The following is a 21,332-nucleotide window of genomic DNA, read 5'->3' as shown; positions in this document are numbered from 1 at the left end:
GGCCCCCGTGCCTGTCGCGACGGAGAGAACCGTGGACGTACGGTTGCCGTCACCGGAGATCCAGCAGGCCCTGGATAACAGGCGCGATTGGATCTTGGCCCACACCGAGGACATGACCAAGGTGGCGGGGGAATTAAAGGACAACTACGGTACCGCCAGCTACGTGGCCTACTTCGACAAGGGCGAACTCAGATACATCAAAGAGCGCCTGGAAGCGGGGGAGGGGGGCTACGGCGAGCATTATTACTTCGTGGATGACAATAACCTGTTCGGTTACGAAGAAGACGCCGACTGGCGCCTGGCCCTGCCGGACGGCAGCCAGCGCATCGACGAGCAGGACATCGACCTCTACCTGGATGAATACGGCACCATCGCCTTCCAGACCTATGTCAAAAACGGCCAACGCTCGGCCTTGCCGGTATCCAAGATTGACAGCATCAAGACCCGCTTTGACCTCCTAAAGGATCGCTCCGGCATGCTGCTGCGAGGGGAAAAGCCGCCGGTCTTAGTGGCGGCCTTGCCTGATCCGGTCAAACCGGTGGTGCCTCAGCCTCCTGTCCAGGGCGAGCCGGTGCGCCGCGAGCGCCTGGCCCCGGCCGGTTCAGATCAGTGGCAAACCCCGGAATATGTGGGGGTGTCCAAGTCCCGTCACAAGGGCATGAACATGGGCACCTTCCAGGTAGCGACCCGCAACGTCAACATGACGGTACTACCCGGGGTGCGCGCCAAGGATTACCACCTGGGCCAGATGGTGTCACTAACCCAGTACTGGTGTGCTTACCGGGAAGACAGCTTTGAAATGCAATGGAATTACTGGTCGGCCAGCCGCCAGCAGTTCCAGGGCCAGTACGTGTTCAGTTGCGGCCAGGCCAGGGAAGTGATGGCCGAACTGGGCCAGGGCGAGCGTACCGTCATTCCGGTGCATGTGCGCCTTGACGGTGTGCAGGACGCCGCCGTGACCCTGCTGTCATTGGATACCCCACAGAAGATTGCTACTCTGCAGAGCCTGGAGAAACGTTTTGCCAGCCCCTGTGTGGAGCATTTCTGTGCCGGCCAGTCCTACCTCGAAAAATAAAGGCAGGGCGGTGCCAACGGCACCGCCCGCTTCCAAAGGCGGGCAAAACCCTGTGTCTTGGGAGTGACCTGCCCTATCATGAGTACCAATCCAGCCCGCCTTTACACCTTGGTGGCCCTGATCCCTGAAGGCCAGGTGGCCACTTATGGCCAGTTGGCCTCCATATTGGGTTGGAATCCAAGGTTGGTCGGGCGTTATATGGGGCAGTGCCCCCCAGAGTTGCCCTGGCACAGGGTGGTGAATGCCCAGGGTGCCTGCTCTGTCAGAGACAGCCAGGGGCATCTTATCCAGCATCAACGGCTTTTGGCCGAAGGCGTACCGCTGACCCGCAGCGGGCGTGTTAATTTGCGCCGGGCATTGTGGCCTGGTTTGTAAGGAGTCCGGATGTTACGTCAGTTGGTGGCAACCCTGGCGCTGGTGTCGAGTACGGCAGCAGCGCAATCAGTGGTGCTTGACGATATCAAGGGGTATGGCTGGGAAGGAGACAAACTGGTCACTTTCAGCCGCTTGGTGATTGACCAGGGCAAGGTGGTGGCAAGGGGCGGTCCTGAGCTGGCTATCCCCGAGGGGGCACAGGTTCGTGACCTGGAAGGCAAGACGGTCATTCCTGGCCTGATAGACGCCCACGGCCATGTCATGGGCCTGGGGCAGGCCAGCCTGAACGTGGACCTGGCCGGTGCCAAGACCCTGGCCGAGGCCCTGGCCAGGGTGTCGCGCTTTGCCAAAAAACACCCGGATCTGCCCTGGATACAAGGCCGTGGCTGGAACCAGGAATTGTGGCCCGACAAACGCCTGCCTTCTGCGTCCGATCTGGCCCTAGTGGCCGATGGTCGCCCTGTCTGGCTGACCCGGGTGGACGGCCATGCTGGTTGGGCCAACGAGGCGGCCATGAAAAAAGCTGGTATCAGTGCCCAGACCCTGGCACCAGAAGGAGGCCAGATCGTCAAAACCCGTGACGGCCAGCCCACCGGTATCCTTATCGACAATGCTATGGGGTTGATGACGGCGACCCTGCCGAGCCCCAATGCTGCCGAGCAGCAGCAGGCGCTTGACGCAGCCTTGGCCACTCTGGCCAAGGTCGGCCTGACCTCGGTACAGGACGCCGGGGTGGATTTGGCCACCTGGCAACTTTACCAGGCCAACCAGGCCAAACTGACCAGCCGCATCTACGTGATGCTCGATGCCAGCCCTCAGACCTGGGCTGCTGCCGGCGGGCCTCAAGCGTGGCAGTTTGATGACAAGCTTGCCGCCAGGGCGGTGAAGCTCTATGCCGACGGTGCCCTTGGCAGCCGAGGTGCCGCCTTGACCGAGGACTACAGCGACAGGCCCGGTCACAAGGGTTTGATGATCTTTGCCCCAGGCGAGCTGGAAAAGCGTATGAGGGCGGCCGCCGAGGCTGGCTTTCAGGTCAATGTCCATGCCATAGGGGACGCCGGTAACCACAGGGTGCTGGAGGCTTTTGCCAGCTTCCCCAAAGCCCTGCGGGACGGGCGGCGCAATCGCATCGAACATGCCCAGGTACTGCAGCCGGCCGATATCCCCCGCTTAGCCAAGCTGGGGATCATCGCTTCTTTCCAACCCACCCATGCCACCTCCGACATGAACATGGCCGAGAAGCGACTGGGTAAGACCCGCATGGAAGGGGCCTACGCCTGGCGCCGCCTGCTGGACGCCAAGGTGAAACTGGCGGCGGGCTCGGATTTCCCGGTGGAAAGCCCCAATCCCTTTTTCGGGCTCTATTCGGCGGTGACCCGCCAGGACCATGAAGGCCAGCCCGAAAAGGGGTGGTATGGCGACCAGGCCCTGACCAGGGAAGAGGCCCTTTACCTCTTTACCCAGGGCGCGGCCTACGCCGGCTTTATGGAAGGCTTTACCGGCAGCCTGGCCAAGGGCCAGTGGGCTGACTTACTGATCTTGGACCAGGATTATTTCGAGATACCGGCTCAGGCCATCTGGCAGATGCAGCCAAGGGAAACCTGGTTGGCCGGCCAAGCGGTGTATGTCCGTAAGGACAAGTAACAACAAGGGCGCCATAGGCGCCCTTTTTCAACCTTTCTGCGCGGCCTTGTCGATGGCCCCGCTCAGCTCGGTACCCAGGAACTCGGCGCCGTAGATCAAAAGGCCCCCCACCAGCATGGTGTTGCGGCTTTTCAGCAGCCACCCCAGCACCAGCAGTACCAGACCCACTATCCGCACCACATGGTCAAACTGTTCGAACATCCCTCTTACCCTGTCAGTTGTTGTTTGCCTTCATTGTTCGCCAGGGGCCGGCCCTGGCGCAAGGGCAGAATACTCAGCGGCTGAGGGCCACCCCTCCTTTGAGGTGGTAGGCCTGGCGCCCCAACCGGCTCAAGGCGGCGGCCGCCACCTGAGAGCGCGAACCGCTGCGGCAATAACAAATCAGGGGCGCATCGTCCTCATGGTCTAGCAGGTATTGGGCCAGGCGGGACAGGGGGGCGCTGTCATCGTTACCCAGATGCTGCAGGTGGTGTTCGTGGCTTTCCCTGACGTCGATAAGGTGCGGCGCCTCGAAGCGGGCCAGGTCCGCTACCTGCAGTTCCTGTTCGGGCCTGAGGTGCAGCTCACCTAGGGTAACGCCGCAGCGGATCTCACTGGCTCCCTGGGGGCAGGCCAGGGCCTGGTCAAGGGCGGTTTTACGGGCGGCAAAGGCGGCCGCATCCATGGTCGCTACCAGTGACAGGGCGTCGGCCAGCAGCGGATTGTTGCGCTGCTCGGCTTCAAAAGAGGTAAAGAGCAGGTTGTGGTAGTCATGGGCCGGTAGCAGCAGTGCCTTGGCCGGTACCTTTTGGGCAAGGGCCCTTAGGCTGCTGTAAAGGGCCGTGGCGTCAGAGCTGGCAAAGTCGGTACGGCCAAGGCCACCGTGCAGCACGGTGTCCCCCACAAAAGCGGCCTGGATGGTATCGCCTTTGGCCAGCAGCAGGGCTATGGCGTCACCGGTGTGCCCAGGGGTGGCCATGCGGCTCAGGGTCAGTTCACCCAGGCTCAGGCAGGGCAGGGCAAGGGGGCCTTGCGGGGCTGCCGCCGGCCAGCCCAGGGGATCCAACTCGGCATCGGTCAAGCCCAGGCGCTGGCGCAGGGTGGCGGCGGCGCTTTGATGGTCGGCATGGCCGTGGGTGTCGAGGATGGCCATGACCTCAAGGTGTTGGCAACTCATGGTTTGTACCAGGCGTTCCACCAGGGGAGCCACCGGGTCGATGATCACCGCCTTATGGCCTGCCACCAGAAGGTAGCAGCAGTCGGCGCCGCTTTTGAGCTGTACCAGGCCTTTGAGGGCCTGCTCGGGACGCAACTGTTGGGGATGGCGGCAGGAAAACTTCAAGGCGTCGGCGGCCTGGCGGATGCGATCGCAGGCCGCATCCAGCTCAGCCTGGGTCATGGCAGGCCCAAAGGACAGGCGAATGGCCGCTTCGCTTTGCCAGGCCGGCAGGCCCATGGCGTCCAGCACAAAGGAGCGGCTGGCGCCGGAGGAACAGGCCGACCCGCTGGACACGCGTATATTGGCGGCATCGAACAGATCCAGCAGTTCCTTGGAGGCAAAACCCTCAATGGCAAAGTTGAGGGTGGTGGGCACGCTGACCCCAAAGTCGTTGTTAAAGACCAGGCCGGGGAAGGCGTCTTTGAGGGTGGCCGCCAGCTGGGCGCGAAAGGCCACCAGGGTGTCGAGGCTTCTAAAACACTGATGCTCTGGGTCCAGCAGGGCCTCGAGAATGGGTTTTAGGGAGGCGATGCCGGGCAGGTTTTCGGTGCCTGAGCGCAGGCCTTTTTCCTGGCCGCCACCGGCGATAAAGGGGGAGAAAGGGGCCTCGTCCCTCACGTAGAGCATGCCTATGCCTTTCATGGCGTAGAGCTTGTGCCCGGAGAAGGGGGCATAGTCTATGGTGCTGGCACTCAAGGCCAGGGGCATTTTACCCAGGGCCTGTACACAATCGACCATCCAAAGGCACTGGGGATTTTGGCTACGGATAGCCTCCTCTATGGCCCTCAGGTCTTGGCGTGCGCCGGTTTCGTTGTTGACCGCCATGGTGCAGATCATCAGGGCGTCGGCGGCGTGGTCGCGGATAAAGGCCAGGTCCAGCAGCCCCTGGTGGTTGACCGGTATGGCCAGCAGCTCGGCATCAATGCCCAGCAGGGCGTTCCAGTGCTTGAGGCTGTTGGGGACGGCCTTGTGCTCGGTAGCGCCATAGAGCAAGAGCTTACGGGGCTTGTTGAGCCTGTTGCTGTCCTTTTGGATGGCAGAAAGGGCCGAGACCACGGCGGTCTGGATCCCTTCTGTGGCACCGGAGGTAAAGATAAGGTGGCCGCTGTCGGTACCCAGTACCTGGCGGGCCAATTGGCGGGTGCTTTCCATCAGATGGCGGGCGCGCAGGCCGGTGATATGGGTGGAGCTGGGGTTACCGTACAGCTCCTGCATGACTTCCTGGACCGCGCCGACGGCGGCGGGCAACACCGGTGTGGTGGCGTTGGCGTCCAGGTAAATTTCGTCACTGCAACGCGGTTCTTGGACTCCCATTTCACTGCTCCTTGGCCTGATACTGCATGGAACACCCGAGTCTATATTCTTGTTTAGAATATATATATTCAATTTTAGAATATGCGGGTTTTACTCATAGCAAAAAGCCATAACAGCTTAAGGCTTGGACCAGTTTTCGGCCAGATCCCAACCGTTATCCGTTTTCACCAACTCGAGTCTTTGCTGGACCTGCACCACGTCCCCCGATTGAAAGCTGCCGTATTGCATGTGCAGCTGCCACAGGCTCAGACCCTGGCCCAACACACCCAGCCACTGGCCGTTCCTGGCCTTGTCCTCGGTTTGGCGGGCCAGATCATCAAAGCTCTTGAGAAACACCAGATCGAAACGCACGTCCACCAGATAGCCCTGATCACTTTCAGCCTTGCCGTCCTGCTTCTCTAGATTGCGGATCATCACCGCGTCCGGCCCCAACTGGCGCTGGAACTGGCGGCTGAGGATCTGGTGCAGATCGCCGGTATCCGGGGCCCGGCTACAGGCGCTCAACAGTAAGGCCAAGCCCAACAGTAAGGCGTGCTTCATCTATCACTCCGTCTAATCGTAAACCGAAAAGGTTTTCGTAAAAAGGCCAATGTTATAGGCGGTGATTGCTTAACCTGGCATTAGAAAAAATAATCTTTTCCTACAAAAAAGGTCATGTGTTTATAGGCGTCCAGACCCCTATAATGCCTTTATTCTCCCTGTGTTGGGGCCAGCCATGCTGCTCACCGTCCTTTACATCATAGGTATTACCGCCGAAGCCATGACCGGTGCTTTGGCCGCCGGCAGGCGCAATATGGACCTGTTCGGGGTGATGATCATCGCCTCGGTAACGGCCATAGGCGGGGGGTCCATCCGCGATATCCTGCTGGGGCATTATCCCCTGACCTGGGTGGCCCACCCTCAATATATCGCCATTGTTTGTTGCGCTGCCCTGGTTGCCACCTGGATAGCGCCGCTGATGAGCCGCCTTCGTAAGGTTTTTCTGGTGCTGGACGCCCTGGGCCTGGTGGTATTTTCCATCATAGGGGTACAGGTGGCCCTTGGCATGGGTTTCGGCCCTGGGGTGGCGGTGATGTCGGCGGTAATAACAGGGGTTTTTGGCGGTATCATCCGCGACATGTTCTGTAACCGCATTCCTCTGGTGTTCCAAAAGGAGCTCTATGCCGGTGTGTCCCTGGCGTCGGCGGTGCTCTATCTGGTCTTGACCACCCTGGGGGTTGCCGAATTGGTAGCCACCCTGGTGACGTTGGTCAGCGGCTTTAGCATGCGGATGCTGGCCCTGCGCTTTAACTTGAGCCTGCCGGTATTCCAGTACCATCAACCGGAACACGATTAAGCCGGGCAGAAAAAAGGCACCCTAGGGTGCCTTTTTTATTGTGGGGCCTGTACCGCTGCCCTTAGGCAACTGACATCCTCACAGAAACTGTGACTCTCGCCCTGAATGATGGCGACGGCACCTTTTTGGTGGGGCCAATCCTTGGTGAGTTCACCCTCCTGGTCCAATACCATGCGATAGGGGTATTTTTTCATCTTCGGCTTGGCAAACAGCTTGTAGACCAGGCCCGGCATCTTGGATATGTCGGCCACATAGAGCACGCCGGCCTTGGCCATGGTGTCCCCCTGATCCTTACCAAAGGCATCCTTGACCAGATCTCCTGCGTCCATGTCGGCCGCGAAGAAGATGACTTTGGCATCCCCCGGTATTTCTACCTGGCGGTCGAACTGGTCGCTGAGCACGGCGGCGCTGGCCTGGGCGCTGAGCACCAGAGCGAGGCAGGCTGGCAATAAACGCATAACAACTCCTGTCGTTCAGCTGGGCAGTGGCCCAATGAAGTCAAGGCTAAACAAGCATGTCCCTAAGGCTCAGATCAAGAGCTTAACAACCAACGGTCAGATTTATCCGCCAAGCGGACATAAAAAAGCCCGGCAAGCCTTCAATGACGGTTGGCGGCTTGCCGGGTCCAGGGAGAGAACTTCAATGCACGGGTATCGCATGCCGTGCACAAATTAGGACCAGGGTAAATGGTGGAAGTTCACAAAAGGGGAAAAAAGTTTTTTGTATCTTTTTTAGTCACTTAGTAAATCAACTTGACAAGTCCGATGAGTAAACATAGTTTTAAAACACGTGTTTAATACCGGTGTTTGTCATGACGCGCAGACCTGATACCAAATCCTTGATCCTCGATGTGGCGGAACAGCTGTTCGCCGAGCATGGTTTCAATGACACCTCCCTGCGCCTCATCACCTCTGATGCCGGGGTCAACCTGGCATCCGTCAACTACCATTTTGGTTCCAAGAAAGCCCTGATCCAGGCCGTGTTGGCCCGCTATCTGGACAACGTCATGCCGGCCCTGCGCGACGCCATGAACGAGCTGTTGGCCAGAGAGCAGGTACAGATGACCGAAGTGTTCGGTGCCTTTGTCGGGCCCCTGCTGAGCCTGGGCAGTTTCAGACCGGCCGGTACCGGCGTGTTCATGCAGTTGCTGGGCCGGGGTTATACCGAGAAACAAGGCCACTTGCGCCGTTTTATCACCGCCCAATACGGTGACGCCCTGGGCGCTTTTATGGCTGCGGTGAAAAAGGCCACCCCCGGCATCCCGGACAACGAGGTGTTCTGGCGGTTGCATTTCACCCTGGGCACCGTGGTGTTCACCATGGCGTCCAGCATGGCCCTGACCGAAATCGCCGAGAGCGATTTTGGCGAGAAGAACAGTATTGAAAGCCTGATCCACCGACTGGTGCCTTACCTGGCATCCGCCGTGACAGCACCGCTGCCGGTGGCGATTGGCAATTCACAAGACGCAGCCTGACTGCGTTTCACTACACAAGAGGAAAGGAAAATGGTGTTCCTGTTGCTGATCCTGGTGGCGCTGGCCGTGATCTTCGGGGTCCCGGATATACGCCGCAATCTCATTACCAAACCCATCTTCGGCATCTTCAAGAAGATCTTGCCGCCGCTGTCGCAAACCGAAAGGGAAGCGATGGAAGCCGGTGACGTCTGGTGGGATGGCGAACTGTTCCGTGGCAAGCCCGATTGGAAAAAGCTGCTGGACACCAAGCGTTCCGAGCTCAATGCCGACGAGCAAGCCTTCTTGGACAATCAGGTCGAAACCCTGCTTAACATGCTGGACGACTACAAGATTGTTCACGAAACCAAGGACATGCCCAAGGAAGTGTGGGATTTCCTGAAGGCCGAAGGCTTCTTCGCCATGATCATCCCCAAAGCCTTTGGGGGCCGCGAATTCTCGGCTGTGGCCAACTCTACCATCGTATCCCGCATCGCCACTCGCTCCCTGTCCTGTGCGGTCACCGTCATGGTGCCCAACTCCCTGGGCCCGGGCGAGCTGCTGATGCACTACGGTACCCAAGAGCAAAAAGACCGCTGGCTGCCCGGCCTGTCCAACGGCACCGAGGTGCCTTGCTTCGCCCTGACCGGTCCTGAAGCGGGGTCTGACGCTGGCGCCATTCCCGACGAAGGCATCGTCTGCAAAGGTGAGTTCGAAGGCCAAGAAGTGCTGGGTATCCGCCTGAACTGGAACAAGCGCTACATCACCTTGGCCCCGGTGGCCACAGTGCTGGGCCTGGCCTTTAAACTCAAAGACCCCGAGGGTCTGCTGGGTGACAAAAAGGACATCGGTATCACCTGTGCCCTGATCCCCACCAGCCACCCCGGTGTGCGTGTGGGTGACCGCCACTTCCCCCTGGGCCTGGCCTTTATGAACGGCCCGACCTTCGGCACCGACGTGTTCATTCCCCTGGACTGGATCATCGGTGGCCCCGACTACGCCGGTAAAGGCTGGCGCATGCTGGTGGAGTGTTTGTCTGCAGGCCGCGGTATCTCCCTGCCGGCCCTTGGCACCGCCACCGGCCATCTGGCTTCCCGCATGACCGGCGCTTACGCCTATGTGCGCCGCCAGTTTGGCCTGTCCATCGGCCGCTTTGAAGGTATCCAGGAAGCCATGGCCGAGATCGGCGCCGACACTTACGTGCTGGAGTCTTCCCGTCGCCTGACCGTGACCGCCCTGGACATGGGCCTGAGCCCGTCCGTGGTCACCGCCATCGCCAAGTACCATATGACCGAGAAGGCCCGTAAGGTGCTGGATCACGCCATGGATATCCATGCTGGTAAAGGTATCCAGTTCGGTCCCCAGAACTACCTGGGTCACGGCTACCTGGGGATTCCGGTGGCCATCACCGTAGAAGGCGCCAACATCCTGACCCGTAACCTGATGATCTTTGGTCAGGGTGCCACCCGCTGCCACCCCTACGTTTTTGGTGAGATGGAAGCGGCTGCCAACCCCGATGCCGCCGAGGGCCTCAAGTCCTTCGACAGCCTGCTGATCAAGCACATCGGTTTTGGCATGAGCAACTTCTTCGGCTCCCTGTTCCAGGGCCTGACCGGCGGTGTGTTCAACGGCTCCCCCGTGTCCGGCGAAACCAAGCGTTACTACAAGCAGCTGTCCCGCATGTCCAAAGGTCTGGCCCTGTGCGCCGACATCTCCATGCTGATGCTCGGTGGCGATCTGAAACGCCGTGAGCGCCTGTCTGCCCGCCTGGGTGACGTGCTGTCCAACCTGTACCTGGCCTCCGCCACCCTCAAGCGTTACGAGGACGAAGGCCGCCAGGTGGCCGACCTGCCTTACGTGCATTACAGCCTGCAAAAGCTGCTGTTCGAGATCGGTGTCGCCTTCGACGGCTTCTTCGCCAACTTCGACAGCCGCTTCATGGCCGCCGTGCTCAAGCGCGTGATCTTCCCCTTCGGTATCAACTACAAGATGCCGTCTGATCAGCTGGGTGAGCAGATCGCCTCTGCCCTGATGCAGCCCGGTGTGGCCCGCGACCGCCTGACTCACCTGGTGTTTGTCTCCAAAGACAAAGACGACGCAGTGGGTGTGATGGAGCGTGCCTTCCAGGCCATGGTGAGTGCTGCCGGCATCGAGAAGAAAATTCTCAAGGCCCAGCGCGCCGGTACCATCGCCAAGCGTATCCCCTTCAACCAGGCCATCGAACTGGGCTTGGAAGCCGGGGTGATCACCGCTGAGGAAGCCGAACAGATCCGTAACGCCGAAGCCCTGCGTTACCAGGCCATCCAGGTTGACCATTTCGCCCCCGGCGTTCTGGAAGGCCATGGCGTATCCAGCGAAGGCGCCAGCGCCTCCAGCGCCGCCTGATAGCCCAATCCCAACCGTTCAAAGCCGCCCAAGGGCGGCTTTTTTGTTGCCCGCCGTTTAGGGCCAGCCTTGGTATACTGGCGGCAAAACCCCTTAGGGAAGCCAAGATGGCCCAACTGCTTATCGATTTACGCGGTAAAACCCTGGCGGAGGACGAACGTCAGTGGCTGGCACATCCGGCCTGCGCCGGTCTTATCCTCTTTAGCCGCAACTATGACAACCCCGCCCAGCTACAAGCCCTGGTGGCGGCCCGCCGCCAACCCGCCGGTAAACCCATTTTGGTAACGGTGGACCACGAAGGGGGCCGGGTGCAGCGCTTTCGCGACGACTTTACCCGGCTGCCGGCTGCCGGCAGCCTGTTGGCCAAGGCCGGGGGCAACCTGGCGGTGGCCCGCTATCTGGCCTGGTGCTGCGGCCTGGTGATGGCTGCCGAACTGGTGGCACTGGGGGTGGACCTGAGCTTTGCCCCGGTGCTGGATCTGGGAGTAAACCAGAGCGTCATAGGGGATAGGGCCTTCGGTGCCGATCTGGCCACCGTCATCGCCTTATCTCGTGCTTATGCCCAGGGTATGGCCGCTGCCGGTATGGCCAACGTGGCCAAGCATTACCCAGGGCATGGCCAGGTCCTGGAAGACACCCACCTGCACCAGGCCATCGACAGCCGCAGCCTCGATGCCATCGCCGCCTTGGACGAGGTGCCTTTTCGGGCCCTTATCAGCGACAAGACATTGGATGCGGTGATGCCGGCCCACGTGATTTACCCGGCCCTGGACGACAAGCCGGCGTCCTCTTCCCGGCGCTGGCTGACCGAGCGGCTAAGGGGTGAGCTGGGCTTTGCAGGGCTTATCTTCTCTGACGACTTGTCCATGAAGGGCGCCCATAGCCTGGGAACCCCGGCCGAGCGTGCCAAGGCGGCTAGCCTGGCTGGCTGCGATCTGCTGCTGTGCTGTAACGACCCGGCCAACCATCCGCCAATACTGGCGGCCCTGGCCGATTCAGCCCCTGTCGCTCTTGGCGCCTTGGCGGCGAGGGCAGGGCAGGTCAGTGCCGACACCTTGGCCCGGGCTCAGGCGTTACTGGTTTCCATTACCAGGCCGCCGGTCTGACGGCGGGCCTGGAACAGGGCCCGGTCGGCCATTTCCAACAACTGTTCGTAGGGCAGGGCGTTGGCCGGTACCAGGCAGAAGCCCCCGGCATGCACCTCCAGGGGGCGGGCCAGCTCCCTTAACTCGCTCAGCAGGGCACTGACCAGGGTGTTGATGGCCTGGGGGCCGGGACCGGCCACTGCCACCATCAGCAACCGCTGGGACAGCCTGACAAAAAGGGCCTCGGGCATGCCGTGGCTGATGGCAGAGCGCAGCTCGGCGAAGCGGTCTGGGGCCAGCTTGCCAGGGCCAGAGAACTCCCACAGCACGACCGTCAAAAAGCCCCCGGCCTGGGCCTGCTGAGCCGCCATGGCGGCCAGGGTGGTGCGGCCCTGTATTTCGTCCTGCCACTGGTTGGCCTGGGGGCGCTGCCAGCCAAGGGGGGTGAACAGTTGCGGACTCTGCTGGCGGGCCAGCAGAGCGGCAATGAAAGAGGTGAAGCGGTGCAGGTGGTTGAAGTAGTTGTCCACCCAGTCGCCTCCCAGATCGCCGGTCAGCATCAAAGCGCCTCGGCTCAGGCCCTGATCTTTTAACGGCAGGGCCAGTACCTGACGCTGTTCGTCCAGGTAATGCTGGCCCTCACGTAGGGCCTTTTGGGCCGGTTCGCTGCTCCAAAGGGGCCAGACGCTGGCGTCCTGGGGCCAGTGGGCCCTTACCAGGATTTGCTCAAAAAGGGTGATGCTTTCCAGCCCCAGCTTGCGGCCCAGCAGGGCCAGGGCCTGTTGTAGCCCCTTGTCCAGGTCGTCATAGCGCTGTTCCAGCAAACCGGCCGCCAATTCTCCCATCAGTACTGCCAGTTCGTTTTCCTGGCGCAGCACTGCCGTCTGCCGGGCCACTTCGGCGGCCAGGTGCTGGTGCTGGTTGTCCAGTTCGGCCTTGGACGCAGCCAGGGCTGCCATCTGCTGGTCCCTCTCCAGATGGAGCTTGTTAAGGGCCTCGACCAGGGTGCTTAGCTCATCCTGTACCGCTTCCCTACGGTGCAGCTCAAAATGAGACTGACCCTCGCCAAGCTGGCTCGACAGGCTTTCCAAGTGCCGGGTGATCATGCGCCCCACCAACACCACGATCAGCAGGGACACCAAAAAGGTCTTGATGCCCTGGGTCAGCACCAGCACCACCGCATGTTCCCACAATTCTTCATAGATACGTTGGTAGCTGACCCCTATATCCAGTTGGGCCAGCTCCTGGGGGGGCCTGTTGACCGAGAAGAAAAAGTGGCGGTCGGCCAGTTGCACCTGGCCCAGGCTGGTCACTACCCCTTCGGTAGTGACCAGCCGTGCCGAGACCACGTCTGGCACCTGGGTAATGCCCAGCAGTTGCAGCTCGGTCTGGGACTGATCGAGATCCCAGACCGATTGGGTCAGGGCCGGCAAGGTAGTGGTGCGCAGTTGGCTGACCCGGTCATCCAGTTCTCTGAGCTCCTGCTGGTAACGGGCATAGAGGTTGACCCCCACAAACAGCAGGGTCAACACCGAGGAGTAGAGCATCACCATCCATAAAAAACGGGTGCCGAGGGGGATCCTTTTCATTGGGGCGCTCTTGTCTGCAAATCGAAGCGGTGGGGGCCGGGATAAGGGGTATGGACCTTGCTCATGGCCCTGAACTGAACCTGCTGCCAGTCCTTGCTGGCCATCAGGTCGAACAAGGGAGTGCCGGGCACCAGCAGGTGGAACAAGGGCAAGTGCAACTGCAGGCCGTCGTCCTTGGCAAAATCAAAACCGTTTTGATAATCCACCAGCAGCACCAGTGCCAGGCCAGGGGCCATGAAATGGCCGGCGGCCAGGGCCGAGATACTGCCCCCCTGGCGCAGCCGCAGGGCCTTGTCGGAACTGTTGAAGGTGCCCACCAGCACATCCTTACCCGGCACCTTGCCGGCGGCACGGATGGCGTCGATGGCACCGAAAGCCATCAGATCGTTGGCGGTCCAGACCAGCTTCAGGTCTGGGTAACGGCGCAACAGCTCTGTGGTTTGGCGTTGGGCCCTGGCCTGTTGCCAAAGGCCATAGCTGAGCTGGGCCAGATGGATGTTGCCCTGGGTGCGGCTGGCCTTCAGCAGTCCGGCCTGGCGCAGCAGGCCGGCCGGGGTGCTGCGGTCACCGCCAAGGGCCACCATGGTCGCCTGCTGGCCGGCCACTTGCGCTGCCAGGGCGCTGGCCACTTCCTCGCCGGCCTTGAGGTTGTCCGGTACCAGGCTGCCCAGCCAATAGGGATAACGTTGGCGGGGCAGGCCCATCTTCTGCTGCTGCACCTGGTCCAGGTCGTTCAATACCAGCATGACCGGGATGCGGGCCTTGTTGAAGCGTTTGACCAGCTCCACCCCCACCCCTTTTTCGTTGACCGCCAATACGAAGTCGGGGCGGGCCGCAATCACCGCATCGGCGGCGGCCAGCAATTGGCGGTGGTCACGGTCGCCGTGGCGAATGTCCAACGCCACCCCCAAGTCACCGGCGGCGGCCTGTAAGAAGGCATCGACATTGGCCCAGAACGGCTCGCTGGCGCTACCGGGGTTGAGAAACGCCACCCGAAGGTCGGCCTGGGCCGCCAGGGGGCTTAACAGCAGGAGTAGGAAGAGGAGGAGCCGCCGCATCAGTTATCCTTTTTAACAGGCATTTTACATGCTTTGGCAGCCCCTGAAAGTCATCTAACCGGCCGGATCTGCATCAACACCCCAAGGGCAGGGTGGTCGAAGTAGTGCCATTCACCGCTGCGCAGCCGGCGTTTTTGGCGCAAGGTCTTGACCAGCAGCGGCTGGCCTTCCCCTTGCACCGTCTTCAGATCCAAGGCCATGTCTACCAGCAGGTAATGGTCCAGGGCTACCTGGATTTGGCCACTGAGCTCGGGAAGGCTGACCAGCGCCGGTGCTGCTTCATCCAGAGGCTGGCTGTCGTCCATGGTGGTGTCGGCGATGACGACATCCAGGCTTTCCCCCTGGGGCACCGGCTCGGACAAGGCATATCCGCCCAGATCGCGGCCGGCTTCTACAGCCATGGGAGTGGCGTAGCGGGGCTGCTTGGGGGCCAGGCGCCAGCCGGTGTGCAACAGTACCCGGCCACCGGGCAGGCGGCGCAACTGGTTGGCGGCGCCATTGAAGTTAAGCTCGCCTTGGGTCAACAGCCTTGGCAGAACTGTATCGTCCTGGCTTGGGCCGCTGACTAAAGCCGGCAGGCTGGTGCAAGGCGCCGGGCACTGGGTCTTGATGGCGTCCAGCAGCAAAGAGCTGGTATTGCCCTGGGGCAGTGGTCTTGGGGGCCAGGTTTCGTCGCTGGTGTCCTGGCGGGCCACCACTACCACTTCCACATCAAAGACGGTGGCGGCCAGGGCCTGGGTGCTGAGCAGGGCGAAGAGTGCCCATCCTTTAAGCAGCTGTTGCATGTCGTGCCAGATCCTCCAGAAGTTGTTGCACGTCGCCCAGGCGTTTGGCCGGGTCATCCAGCTGTTTCATCACCTTGAAACGGCTGGGGCCATCGAGGCGATAGAGTGACGGTTTTTGTTGTAAAAGGCCAATGAGATAGCCGGGGTCGACCTTGGTCTGTTCAGAAAAGTCCAGGGTGATGCCGCTTTTGGCAGAGGCCTCTACCCGGCTTAGGCCAAGGGCATTGGCTCCCAGGCGAAGCTCGGTCACCGCAATCAGGTTTTTGGCGGCATCGGGCAAGAGGCCGAAGCGGTCAATCAGCTCGACGTTGAGCTCGCGAAGCTCCTCGCTGTCCTTGGCCGAGGCGATGCGTTTATAGAGCTGCAAACGGGTGCCCACATCGTGGATATAGTCGGCGGGCAGCAAAGCTGGCAGGCGAAGGTCCACCTCGCACTGGTTGGCCAGCACCCCGGTTAGGCTGGGCTCCTTGCCGGCCTTGAGGGCTTCGACCGCTTCGTCCAGCATGTCCATGTACAAGTCAAAGCCGATGGCGGCAATCTGGCCGCTTTGCTCGTCACCCAAAAGCTCCCCTGCGCCACGAATTTCCAAATCTTGGGTGGCCAGCAAAAAGCCGGCGCCAAGGGCCTCGAGGGACGAGATGGCGTCCAGACGCTTGATGGCGTCCTTGGTCATCCGTTTGGGGTTCGGCGTCATCAAGTAGGCATAAGCCTGGTGATGGGAGCGGCCCACCCGGCCCCGCAGCTGATGGAGCTGTGCCAGGCCCAGGCTGTCGGCCCTGTCCATGATGATGGTGTTGGCGGTGGGTACATCGATACCGGTTTCGATGATGGTGGTACACACCAAGAGGTTGTGGCGCTGGTGGTAAAAGTCCGCCATCACCTTTTCCAACTCGCGCTCGCGCATCTGGCCGTGGGCGATAGACACCCGGGCCTCGGGAATAAGGCCTTCGAGCATCTTGGCGGTCTCTTCGATGCTCTCCACTTCGTTGTGCAGGTAATAGACCTGGCCGCCACGGCGAATCTCCCGCAGCACCGCCTCGCGCACCAGGGCCTTGTCGAACTCCCGCACAAAGGTCTTGATGGCCAGGCGCCGGGCCGGGGCGGTGGCGATGATGGACAAGTCTCGTATGCCGGACATGGCCATATTAAGGGTGCGGGGAATGGGGGTGGCGGTCAGCGTCAGGATATCCACCTCGGCCCGCAATTTTTTGATGCTGTCTTTCTGGCGCACCCCGAAACGGTGCTCTTCATCGACGATCAAAAGCCCCAGGTGTTTGAAGCTGACATCTTTTTGCAAGAGCTTGTGGGTGCCGATCAGGATATCCACCTTGCCTTCGGCGGCGTCTTTCAAGATGGCCTTTTGCTCGGCCGGGGTCTGGAAGCGGGAGATGGCCTCGATACGCACCGCCACGTCGGCAAAACGGTCACGGAAGTTTTCGAAATGCTGCTGGGCCAGCAGGGTGGTGGGCACCAGCACCGCCACCTGCTTGTTGTTGGACACCGCTATATAGGCGGCGCGCATGGCCACCTCGGTCTTGCCAAAGCCCACGTCGCCGCAGACCAGGCGGTCCATGGCCTTGTTGCGGGTCATGTCCCGCACCACGGCGTCGATGGCGTCCTGCTGGTCGTCGGTTTCCTCGAAGGGAAAACCGGCGGCAAAGGCGCCGTAGCCCTCTTGGTCAAAGTGAAAGGCAAAACCGGGTTTGGCTTCGCGCCGGGCGTAGACGTCCAACAGTTCTGCCGCCACGTCGCGCACCTTCTCGGCGGCCTTGCGGCGGGCCTTTTCCCAGGTCTCGCCCCCCAGTCGATGGAGCGGCGGCTCCTCGGCGCCGGCGTAGCGGCTGATAAGGTTCAACGCCGCCACCGGCACATAGAGCTTGTCGCCCTTGGCGTATTCGAGCATCAGGTATTCGGTGTCGATGCCGCCGGCGCTTAAGGTCTCAAGGCCCATGTAGCGGCCCACCCCGTGCATGCGGTGCACCACGCTCTGGCCGATGGAAAGCTCGGCGAGGCTGCGGATAATGGCGTCGGTGTTGATGCCGTCATCGTCTTTTTTGCGGCGCTTTCGCTGCAACACCCGGGGGCCGGTCAGCGCCGCTTCCGGCACCAGCCTTAGCAGCTGGCCCTGGCACTGGATGATGCAGCCCGCTTCCAGGGGCGCCACCAAAATGCCGTGCCCGGCCTGGGGGGCGGCCAGCCAGTCGGCCAGTTTTTTAATGCGCGCCGGCTGGATACCGGCTTTGGCCAGCAGCACCGCCAGGGCTTCGCGGCGGCCTTCGGACTCGGCCACAAAGAGCACCGGGCCTGGGGTGCTGGCAAGCCAGTCGGTGAGCTTGTGCAGGGGCTGCTCGTGCTTGGCGTCGATGGCAAGCTCCGGCAAGGGCAGGGCGCCGGCGTCATGGACGCCGCCCTTGCCTTCCACCTGGTCGCCCTGATGCAAGGCCAGGCGCGGGTAATGATTTAAGGCGCTAAAACAGTCGCTGGCTTCCAAGAACAGGGTCTTGGGGGCGAGGATGGGGCGCAGCCGGTCGTGGCGGCGCTCCTCGAAACGGTATTCAAGGTCTGCCCAGAAGGCGGCCATGGCGCTTTCCAGGTCACCAATGGTGATGATCTGGCTGCCGTCCGGCAGGTAGTCAAAGAGGCTGGCGGTGTCCTCAAAAAATAGCGGCAGGTAATACTCGATGCCGGGGGGCTGCTGGCCCTTGGACACCTGCTGGTAGATGGACTCTGGCGCCGTGGGCGCGTCAAAGCGGGCCCGGTAGTGTTTGCGAAAGCGCTCTATGCCGATATCGGTCAGCGGAAATTCGTGGCCGGGCAGCAGGCGGATTTCTTCTACTTCGCCGGTGGAGCGCTGGGACTCGGGGTCAAAGCGGCGCAGGCTGTCCACTTCGTCGTCGAAAAAGTCCACCCGGAACGGGCTGGACTCGCCCATGGGGTAAAGGTCAATCAGGCCGCCGCGCACCGCGAATTCGCCGTGCTCCATCACCTGATCTACCAGCCGGTAACCGGCGTTGCTGAGCTGGCCGCGCAGGGTCTCCAAGGGCCGGGTTTCGCCTTTTTTAAGGAGCAAAGTGGCGCCGTCCACATAGCCGCGCGGGGCAATGCGGCCCAAAAGGGTGGTGACCGGCAGCACCATCAGCCCGCTTTGTTTCAACGGCAGCTGGTAGAGGGCGGTGAGGCGCTCGGAGATGATGTCCTGGTGCGGGGAGAAATTATCGTAAGGCAGGGTTTCCCAGTCGGGGAACAGCTGCACCTCGTCGGTGAGGGCACTGAGGGCTTCGACCAGGCGATTGGCGCTGGGGCTGTCGCTGGTGACCAGCAGGGTAAAACCCTTGTGGCGCTTGGTCGCTTCGAGTATGGCCAGCACCTGGGCGTCACCCGCCAGGTTGACCCAGTGTTGACGATCGCCGCCACGTGCCGGCAGCGCCAAAGATTCCAGTGCCTTCATTACGTCCTGTCTTGTTGTCTTACCCAAAAGCGCGGGCCGGGGCGGTTTGGCCACCCCGGCCCGTTTTCATCAATCGCGGTAGATCTTCAGCAGATCCCCGTAGTGGTCAATACGGCGGTCGCGAAGGTAGGGCCACCAGCGCCGCACCGACTCGCTCCGTGCCAGGTCCACCGGTACCACCACGCTCAGTTCCGACTCGGTGTCCGCTTCGAACAGGAACTCCCCCTGGGGGCCGGCCACAAAGCTGGTGCCCCAGAATTCGGTGCCGGGGCCACCGGCCGGATCAGACTCATGGCCAACCCGGTTTACCGACACCACAGGCACGCCGTTGGCGATGGCGTGGGCCCGCTGGATGGTGACCCAGGCATTGCGCTGGCGGTCCTGCTCGGCTTGGTCGTCGGCAGGGTTCCAGCCGATGGCGGTGGGATAGATGAGCAGCTCGGCGCCGCTCATGGCCATCAGCCGGGCCGCTTCCGGGAACCACTGGTCCCAGCACACCAGGATGCCGAGTTTTCCTACCGAGGTCTGGATGGGCTCAAAGCCCAGATCGCCGGGGGTGAAGTAAAACTTCTCGTAAAAGCCCGGGTCGTCGGGAATGTGCATCTTGCGGTATTTACCGGCGATGGAGCCGTCCTTTTCCAGCACCACGGCGGTGTTGTGGTAGATGCCGGGGGCGCGGCGCTCAAAGAGGCTGGTGACAATGACGATGCCCAGTTCTTTGGCCAGTTCCCCAAACAGCTCGGTGCTGGGGCCGGGGATGGCTTCAGCCAAGTCAAAAAGGTCGGTGTCTTCTACCTGGCAAAAATAGAGGCTGCGGTGCAGCTCTTGCAGCACCACCAACTGGGCGCCGTTCTCGGCGGCGTCACGAATGCCTTCGATGGATTTGGCCAGGTTGTCTTCCAGATTGCCAGTGCAGGCGTGCTGCACCAGGCCGACGTTGATGATGCTCATAGTTCCGCTCCGGGGGGCAGCAGGCTAAGGGTGCCCTGGGGCAGCTGCATGGTCACGCAGTGCAGGCTGCCGTGTTGCTTGATAAGGGGCAGGCAGTTCAGGCCCACCACGTCAAAGCCCGGGAAGGCTTCACTGATGGCCGCCAGGGCTTCGTTGTCCCTGTCGTCGTTGTAGACGGGGACCAGCACGGCGCCGTTACAAATCAAGAAGTTGGCATAGGTGGCCGGCAGGCGCTGGCCTTCGTCGTCATAGACTTCGAAGGGCCAGGGCAGGGGCACCAGCTTGTAGGGCTTGCCGTCGGCGTCGGTCATGGCCGCAAGCTCGGCTTCCATCTTCTGGAAGGCCTCGAAGTGCTCGTCTTGCTCGTCGTCACATTTAACGTAGGCGATGACGTTATTGGGGCACAGCCGCGCCAGGGTGTCGATATGGCTGTCGGTGTCGTCACCGGCCAGGTAACCGTGGTTGAGCCAGTTTATTTTCTCGGCGCCAAAATCGGCCTTGAGCTGGGCTTCAATCTGTTCTTTGGTCAGATGGGGGTTGCGGTTGGGGTTGAGCAAACACTCGCTGGTGGCCAGCAGGGTGCGGTCACCGTCGAACTCGATACCGCCGCCTTCAAGCACCAGATCTTTTTTCTCAACCGGCACCGCGAAGGCGCCCAGCTCAAAAAGGCGCTGGGTGATTTGGTTATCCAGGGTCGCGTCAAACTTGTTGCCCCAGCCGGTAAAGCTGTAGTCCAGCAGCTTGAGGCCTTCGGGGGTTTCCACCGTCAGCGGGCCGTGGTCACGGGCCCAGGTGTCGTTGCTGGCCACGCCGTAGACCATAAAGGCGTCGTCGCTGATGCCAAGGGCCAGCAGCCGCGCTTTGATGTTGTCGACTTCGTCTTCGGGGGCGGCGATAAGCACATCGGCGTAGTCGCTGATCACATAGGCCAGGGCTTCATACAACGGCAGGACTTCGTCCAGCATGTGGTCCCAGTCGGTGTTTTTGTGGGGCCAGGTGAGCAGAACCCCATCCAGGCCTTCCCATTCAGCAAGCAGACGTTGCACTTATGACTTCTCCTCGAGGCGCTCGCGGCGAGCGCGCAGTTGATCGCTTTGGGTTTGCAGTGCCAGGCGTACCAGGCGTTCCCGGTCCGGCTCCAGCAGGCTGACGAAATGAAAATAGGCCAGTTCCTGGTCCTGGGCGTCGAGGCGGGCATAGCCCTGCACCAGACCCACAGGCAAACGCAGGCTGACCTTGCATTGGTTGCCCTGGCACAGGGCCTTGGCCACCGAAAAACCACCGGCGCTAAAATGCACCGTCTGGTGCCAGTCGGTGGCCCCCAGCTGATCGCTCAGCACCTGGTCGGCCACCAGGGTCAGCTTCTGGCCAAACAGCTCAATGAGCCTGGCCAGGGGGCCTTGGCGATCGTCTTTGACCTCGGCCCAGAGCAACTGTTCCTGCTCTGCCAGAGCGTCGAGCTGGCGCTTGAGGGCCGGCTGTTCCCCGGCCAGGGCTTCTGCGTCCGGCAAGGTGGCGTCCGCCAGCCAGTCCAAATGGACATCACAGGCCAAATGGACACTGAAGTAGTCATCGAAAAGACGGTCGGCCATGGCGCCTTGCTGTTCATCCAGAAATAAGTCCCGTATTATCCCCTGAC

18 protein-coding genes are annotated in these 21,332 nt (G+C 61.4%); 7 read left to right on the top strand and 11 right to left on the bottom strand.

Going from position 1 to position 21,332, the window contains the following annotated elements:
• The first annotated feature begins 31 nt into the window (after positions 1-31).
• From B3C1_RS13050 to B3C1_RS13040, 3 genes are all read left to right on the top strand, one after another.
• Positions 32-1,075 (top strand): hypothetical protein, encoded by a 1,044-nt coding sequence (locus B3C1_RS13050; protein WP_008485365.1) that lies wholly within the window; start codon positions 32-34, stop codon positions 1,073-1,075.
• Positions 1,076-1,153: 78 nt separating this feature from the next.
• Positions 1,154-1,450, top strand: a complete 297-nt coding sequence (locus tag B3C1_RS13045; RefSeq protein ID WP_008485364.1) for an MGMT family protein — start codon at positions 1,154-1,156, stop codon at positions 1,448-1,450.
• Between the two features lie 9 nt (positions 1,451-1,459).
• On the top strand, positions 1,460-3,094 hold the full coding sequence (locus B3C1_RS13040) for an amidohydrolase (protein ID WP_008485362.1): 1,635 nt from the start codon (positions 1,460-1,462) through the stop codon (positions 3,092-3,094).
• A 27-nt stretch (positions 3,095-3,121) separates the two neighbouring features.
• Here the strand turns inward: B3C1_RS13040 and B3C1_RS20215 are convergent, their stop codons facing one another.
• From B3C1_RS20215 to B3C1_RS13030, 3 genes are all read right to left on the bottom strand, one after another.
• A complete protein-coding gene (locus B3C1_RS20215; RefSeq protein WP_156804542.1) occupies positions 3,122-3,295 on the bottom strand; it encodes a hypothetical protein in 174 nt (57 codons plus the stop codon).
• 73 nt (positions 3,296-3,368) lie between these two features.
• Entirely contained in the window at positions 3,369-5,606 is a 2,238-nt protein-coding gene (locus B3C1_RS13035) for an aminotransferase class V-fold PLP-dependent enzyme (RefSeq protein ID WP_008485361.1), read from the bottom strand.
• 117 nt (positions 5,607-5,723) lie between these two features.
• Entirely contained in the window at positions 5,724-6,146 is a 423-nt protein-coding gene (locus B3C1_RS13030) for a hypothetical protein (protein ID WP_008485360.1), read from the bottom strand.
• Between the two features lie 175 nt (positions 6,147-6,321).
• Here B3C1_RS13030 and B3C1_RS13025 point away from each other — a divergent pair, with 175 nt between their 5' ends.
• Complete coding sequence (locus B3C1_RS13025; RefSeq protein WP_008485359.1) at positions 6,322-6,942, top strand: trimeric intracellular cation channel family protein; 621 nt, start codon at positions 6,322-6,324, stop codon at positions 6,940-6,942.
• 35 nt (positions 6,943-6,977) lie between these two features.
• Here B3C1_RS13025 and B3C1_RS13020 read toward each other — a convergent pair whose 3' ends face one another.
• Entirely contained in the window at positions 6,978-7,400 is a 423-nt protein-coding gene (locus B3C1_RS13020; RefSeq protein ID WP_008485358.1) for a hypothetical protein, read from the bottom strand.
• A gap of 353 nt (positions 7,401-7,753) precedes the next feature.
• Between B3C1_RS13020 and psrA the strand changes: the two genes are divergently transcribed.
• The 3 genes from psrA (at position 7,754) to nagZ (ending at position 11,883) form a co-directional block, all read left to right on the top strand.
• Entirely contained in the window at positions 7,754-8,416 is a 663-nt protein-coding gene (gene psrA / locus B3C1_RS13015; protein ID WP_008485357.1) for a TetR family transcriptional repressor PsrA, read from the top strand.
• 30 nt (positions 8,417-8,446) lie between these two features.
• Complete coding sequence (locus B3C1_RS13010) at positions 8,447-10,777, top strand: acyl-CoA dehydrogenase (protein WP_008485356.1); 2,331 nt, start codon at positions 8,447-8,449, stop codon at positions 10,775-10,777.
• Between the two features lie 107 nt (positions 10,778-10,884).
• The gene (nagZ, locus tag B3C1_RS13005) at positions 10,885-11,883 is read left to right on the top strand and encodes a beta-N-acetylhexosaminidase (RefSeq protein WP_008485353.1); all 999 of its coding nucleotides are present in this window, start codon (positions 10,885-10,887) and stop codon (positions 11,881-11,883) included.
• Here the strand turns inward: nagZ and B3C1_RS13000 are convergent.
• The 7 genes from B3C1_RS13000 to B3C1_RS12970 form a co-directional block, all read right to left on the bottom strand.
• Positions 11,844-13,451, bottom strand: coding sequence for a sensor histidine kinase (locus tag B3C1_RS13000; protein ID WP_008485352.1), 1,608 nt, complete (start codon positions 13,449-13,451; stop codon positions 11,844-11,846). The two genes, nagZ and B3C1_RS13000, sit on opposite strands and share 40 nt — an antisense overlap.
• The gene (locus B3C1_RS12995) at positions 13,448-14,509 is read right to left on the bottom strand and encodes an ABC transporter substrate-binding protein (RefSeq protein WP_008485351.1); all 1,062 of its coding nucleotides are present in this window, start codon (positions 14,507-14,509) and stop codon (positions 13,448-13,450) included. Before B3C1_RS12995 ends, B3C1_RS13000 begins: the two co-directional genes overlap by 4 nt.
• 50 nt (positions 14,510-14,559) lie before the next feature.
• Complete coding sequence (locus B3C1_RS12990; protein ID WP_008485350.1) at positions 14,560-15,294, bottom strand: CsiV family protein; 735 nt, start codon at positions 15,292-15,294, stop codon at positions 14,560-14,562.
• Complete coding sequence (gene mfd / locus B3C1_RS12985) at positions 15,278-18,742, bottom strand: transcription-repair coupling factor (protein ID WP_008485349.1); 3,465 nt, start codon at positions 18,740-18,742, stop codon at positions 15,278-15,280. Before mfd ends, B3C1_RS12990 begins: the two co-directional genes overlap by 17 nt.
• Positions 18,743-18,811: 69 nt before the next feature.
• The gene (locus B3C1_RS12980) at positions 18,812-19,693 is read right to left on the bottom strand and encodes a carbon-nitrogen hydrolase (protein WP_008485347.1); all 882 of its coding nucleotides are present in this window, start codon (positions 19,691-19,693) and stop codon (positions 18,812-18,814) included.
• Positions 19,690-20,739, bottom strand: a complete 1,050-nt coding sequence (locus tag B3C1_RS12975; RefSeq protein ID WP_008485346.1) for an agmatine deiminase family protein — start codon at positions 20,737-20,739, stop codon at positions 19,690-19,692. Before B3C1_RS12975 ends, B3C1_RS12980 begins: the two co-directional genes overlap by 4 nt.
• Positions 20,740-21,285: a hypothetical protein gene (locus B3C1_RS12970; RefSeq protein WP_008485343.1), complete on the bottom strand. Its 546-nt coding sequence runs from the start codon at positions 21,283-21,285 to the stop codon at positions 20,740-20,742. It lies immediately after the preceding gene.
• Positions 21,286-21,332: the final 47 nt, after the last annotated feature.

Origin of the sequence: Gallaecimonas xiamenensis 3-C-1 (genome assembly GCF_000299915.1) — a bacterium.
In the GTDB taxonomy this organism is placed as follows: domain Bacteria; phylum Pseudomonadota; class Gammaproteobacteria; order Enterobacterales; family Gallaecimonadaceae; genus Gallaecimonas; species Gallaecimonas xiamenensis.
This window is presented reverse-complemented; position numbering and strand designations above follow the sequence as displayed.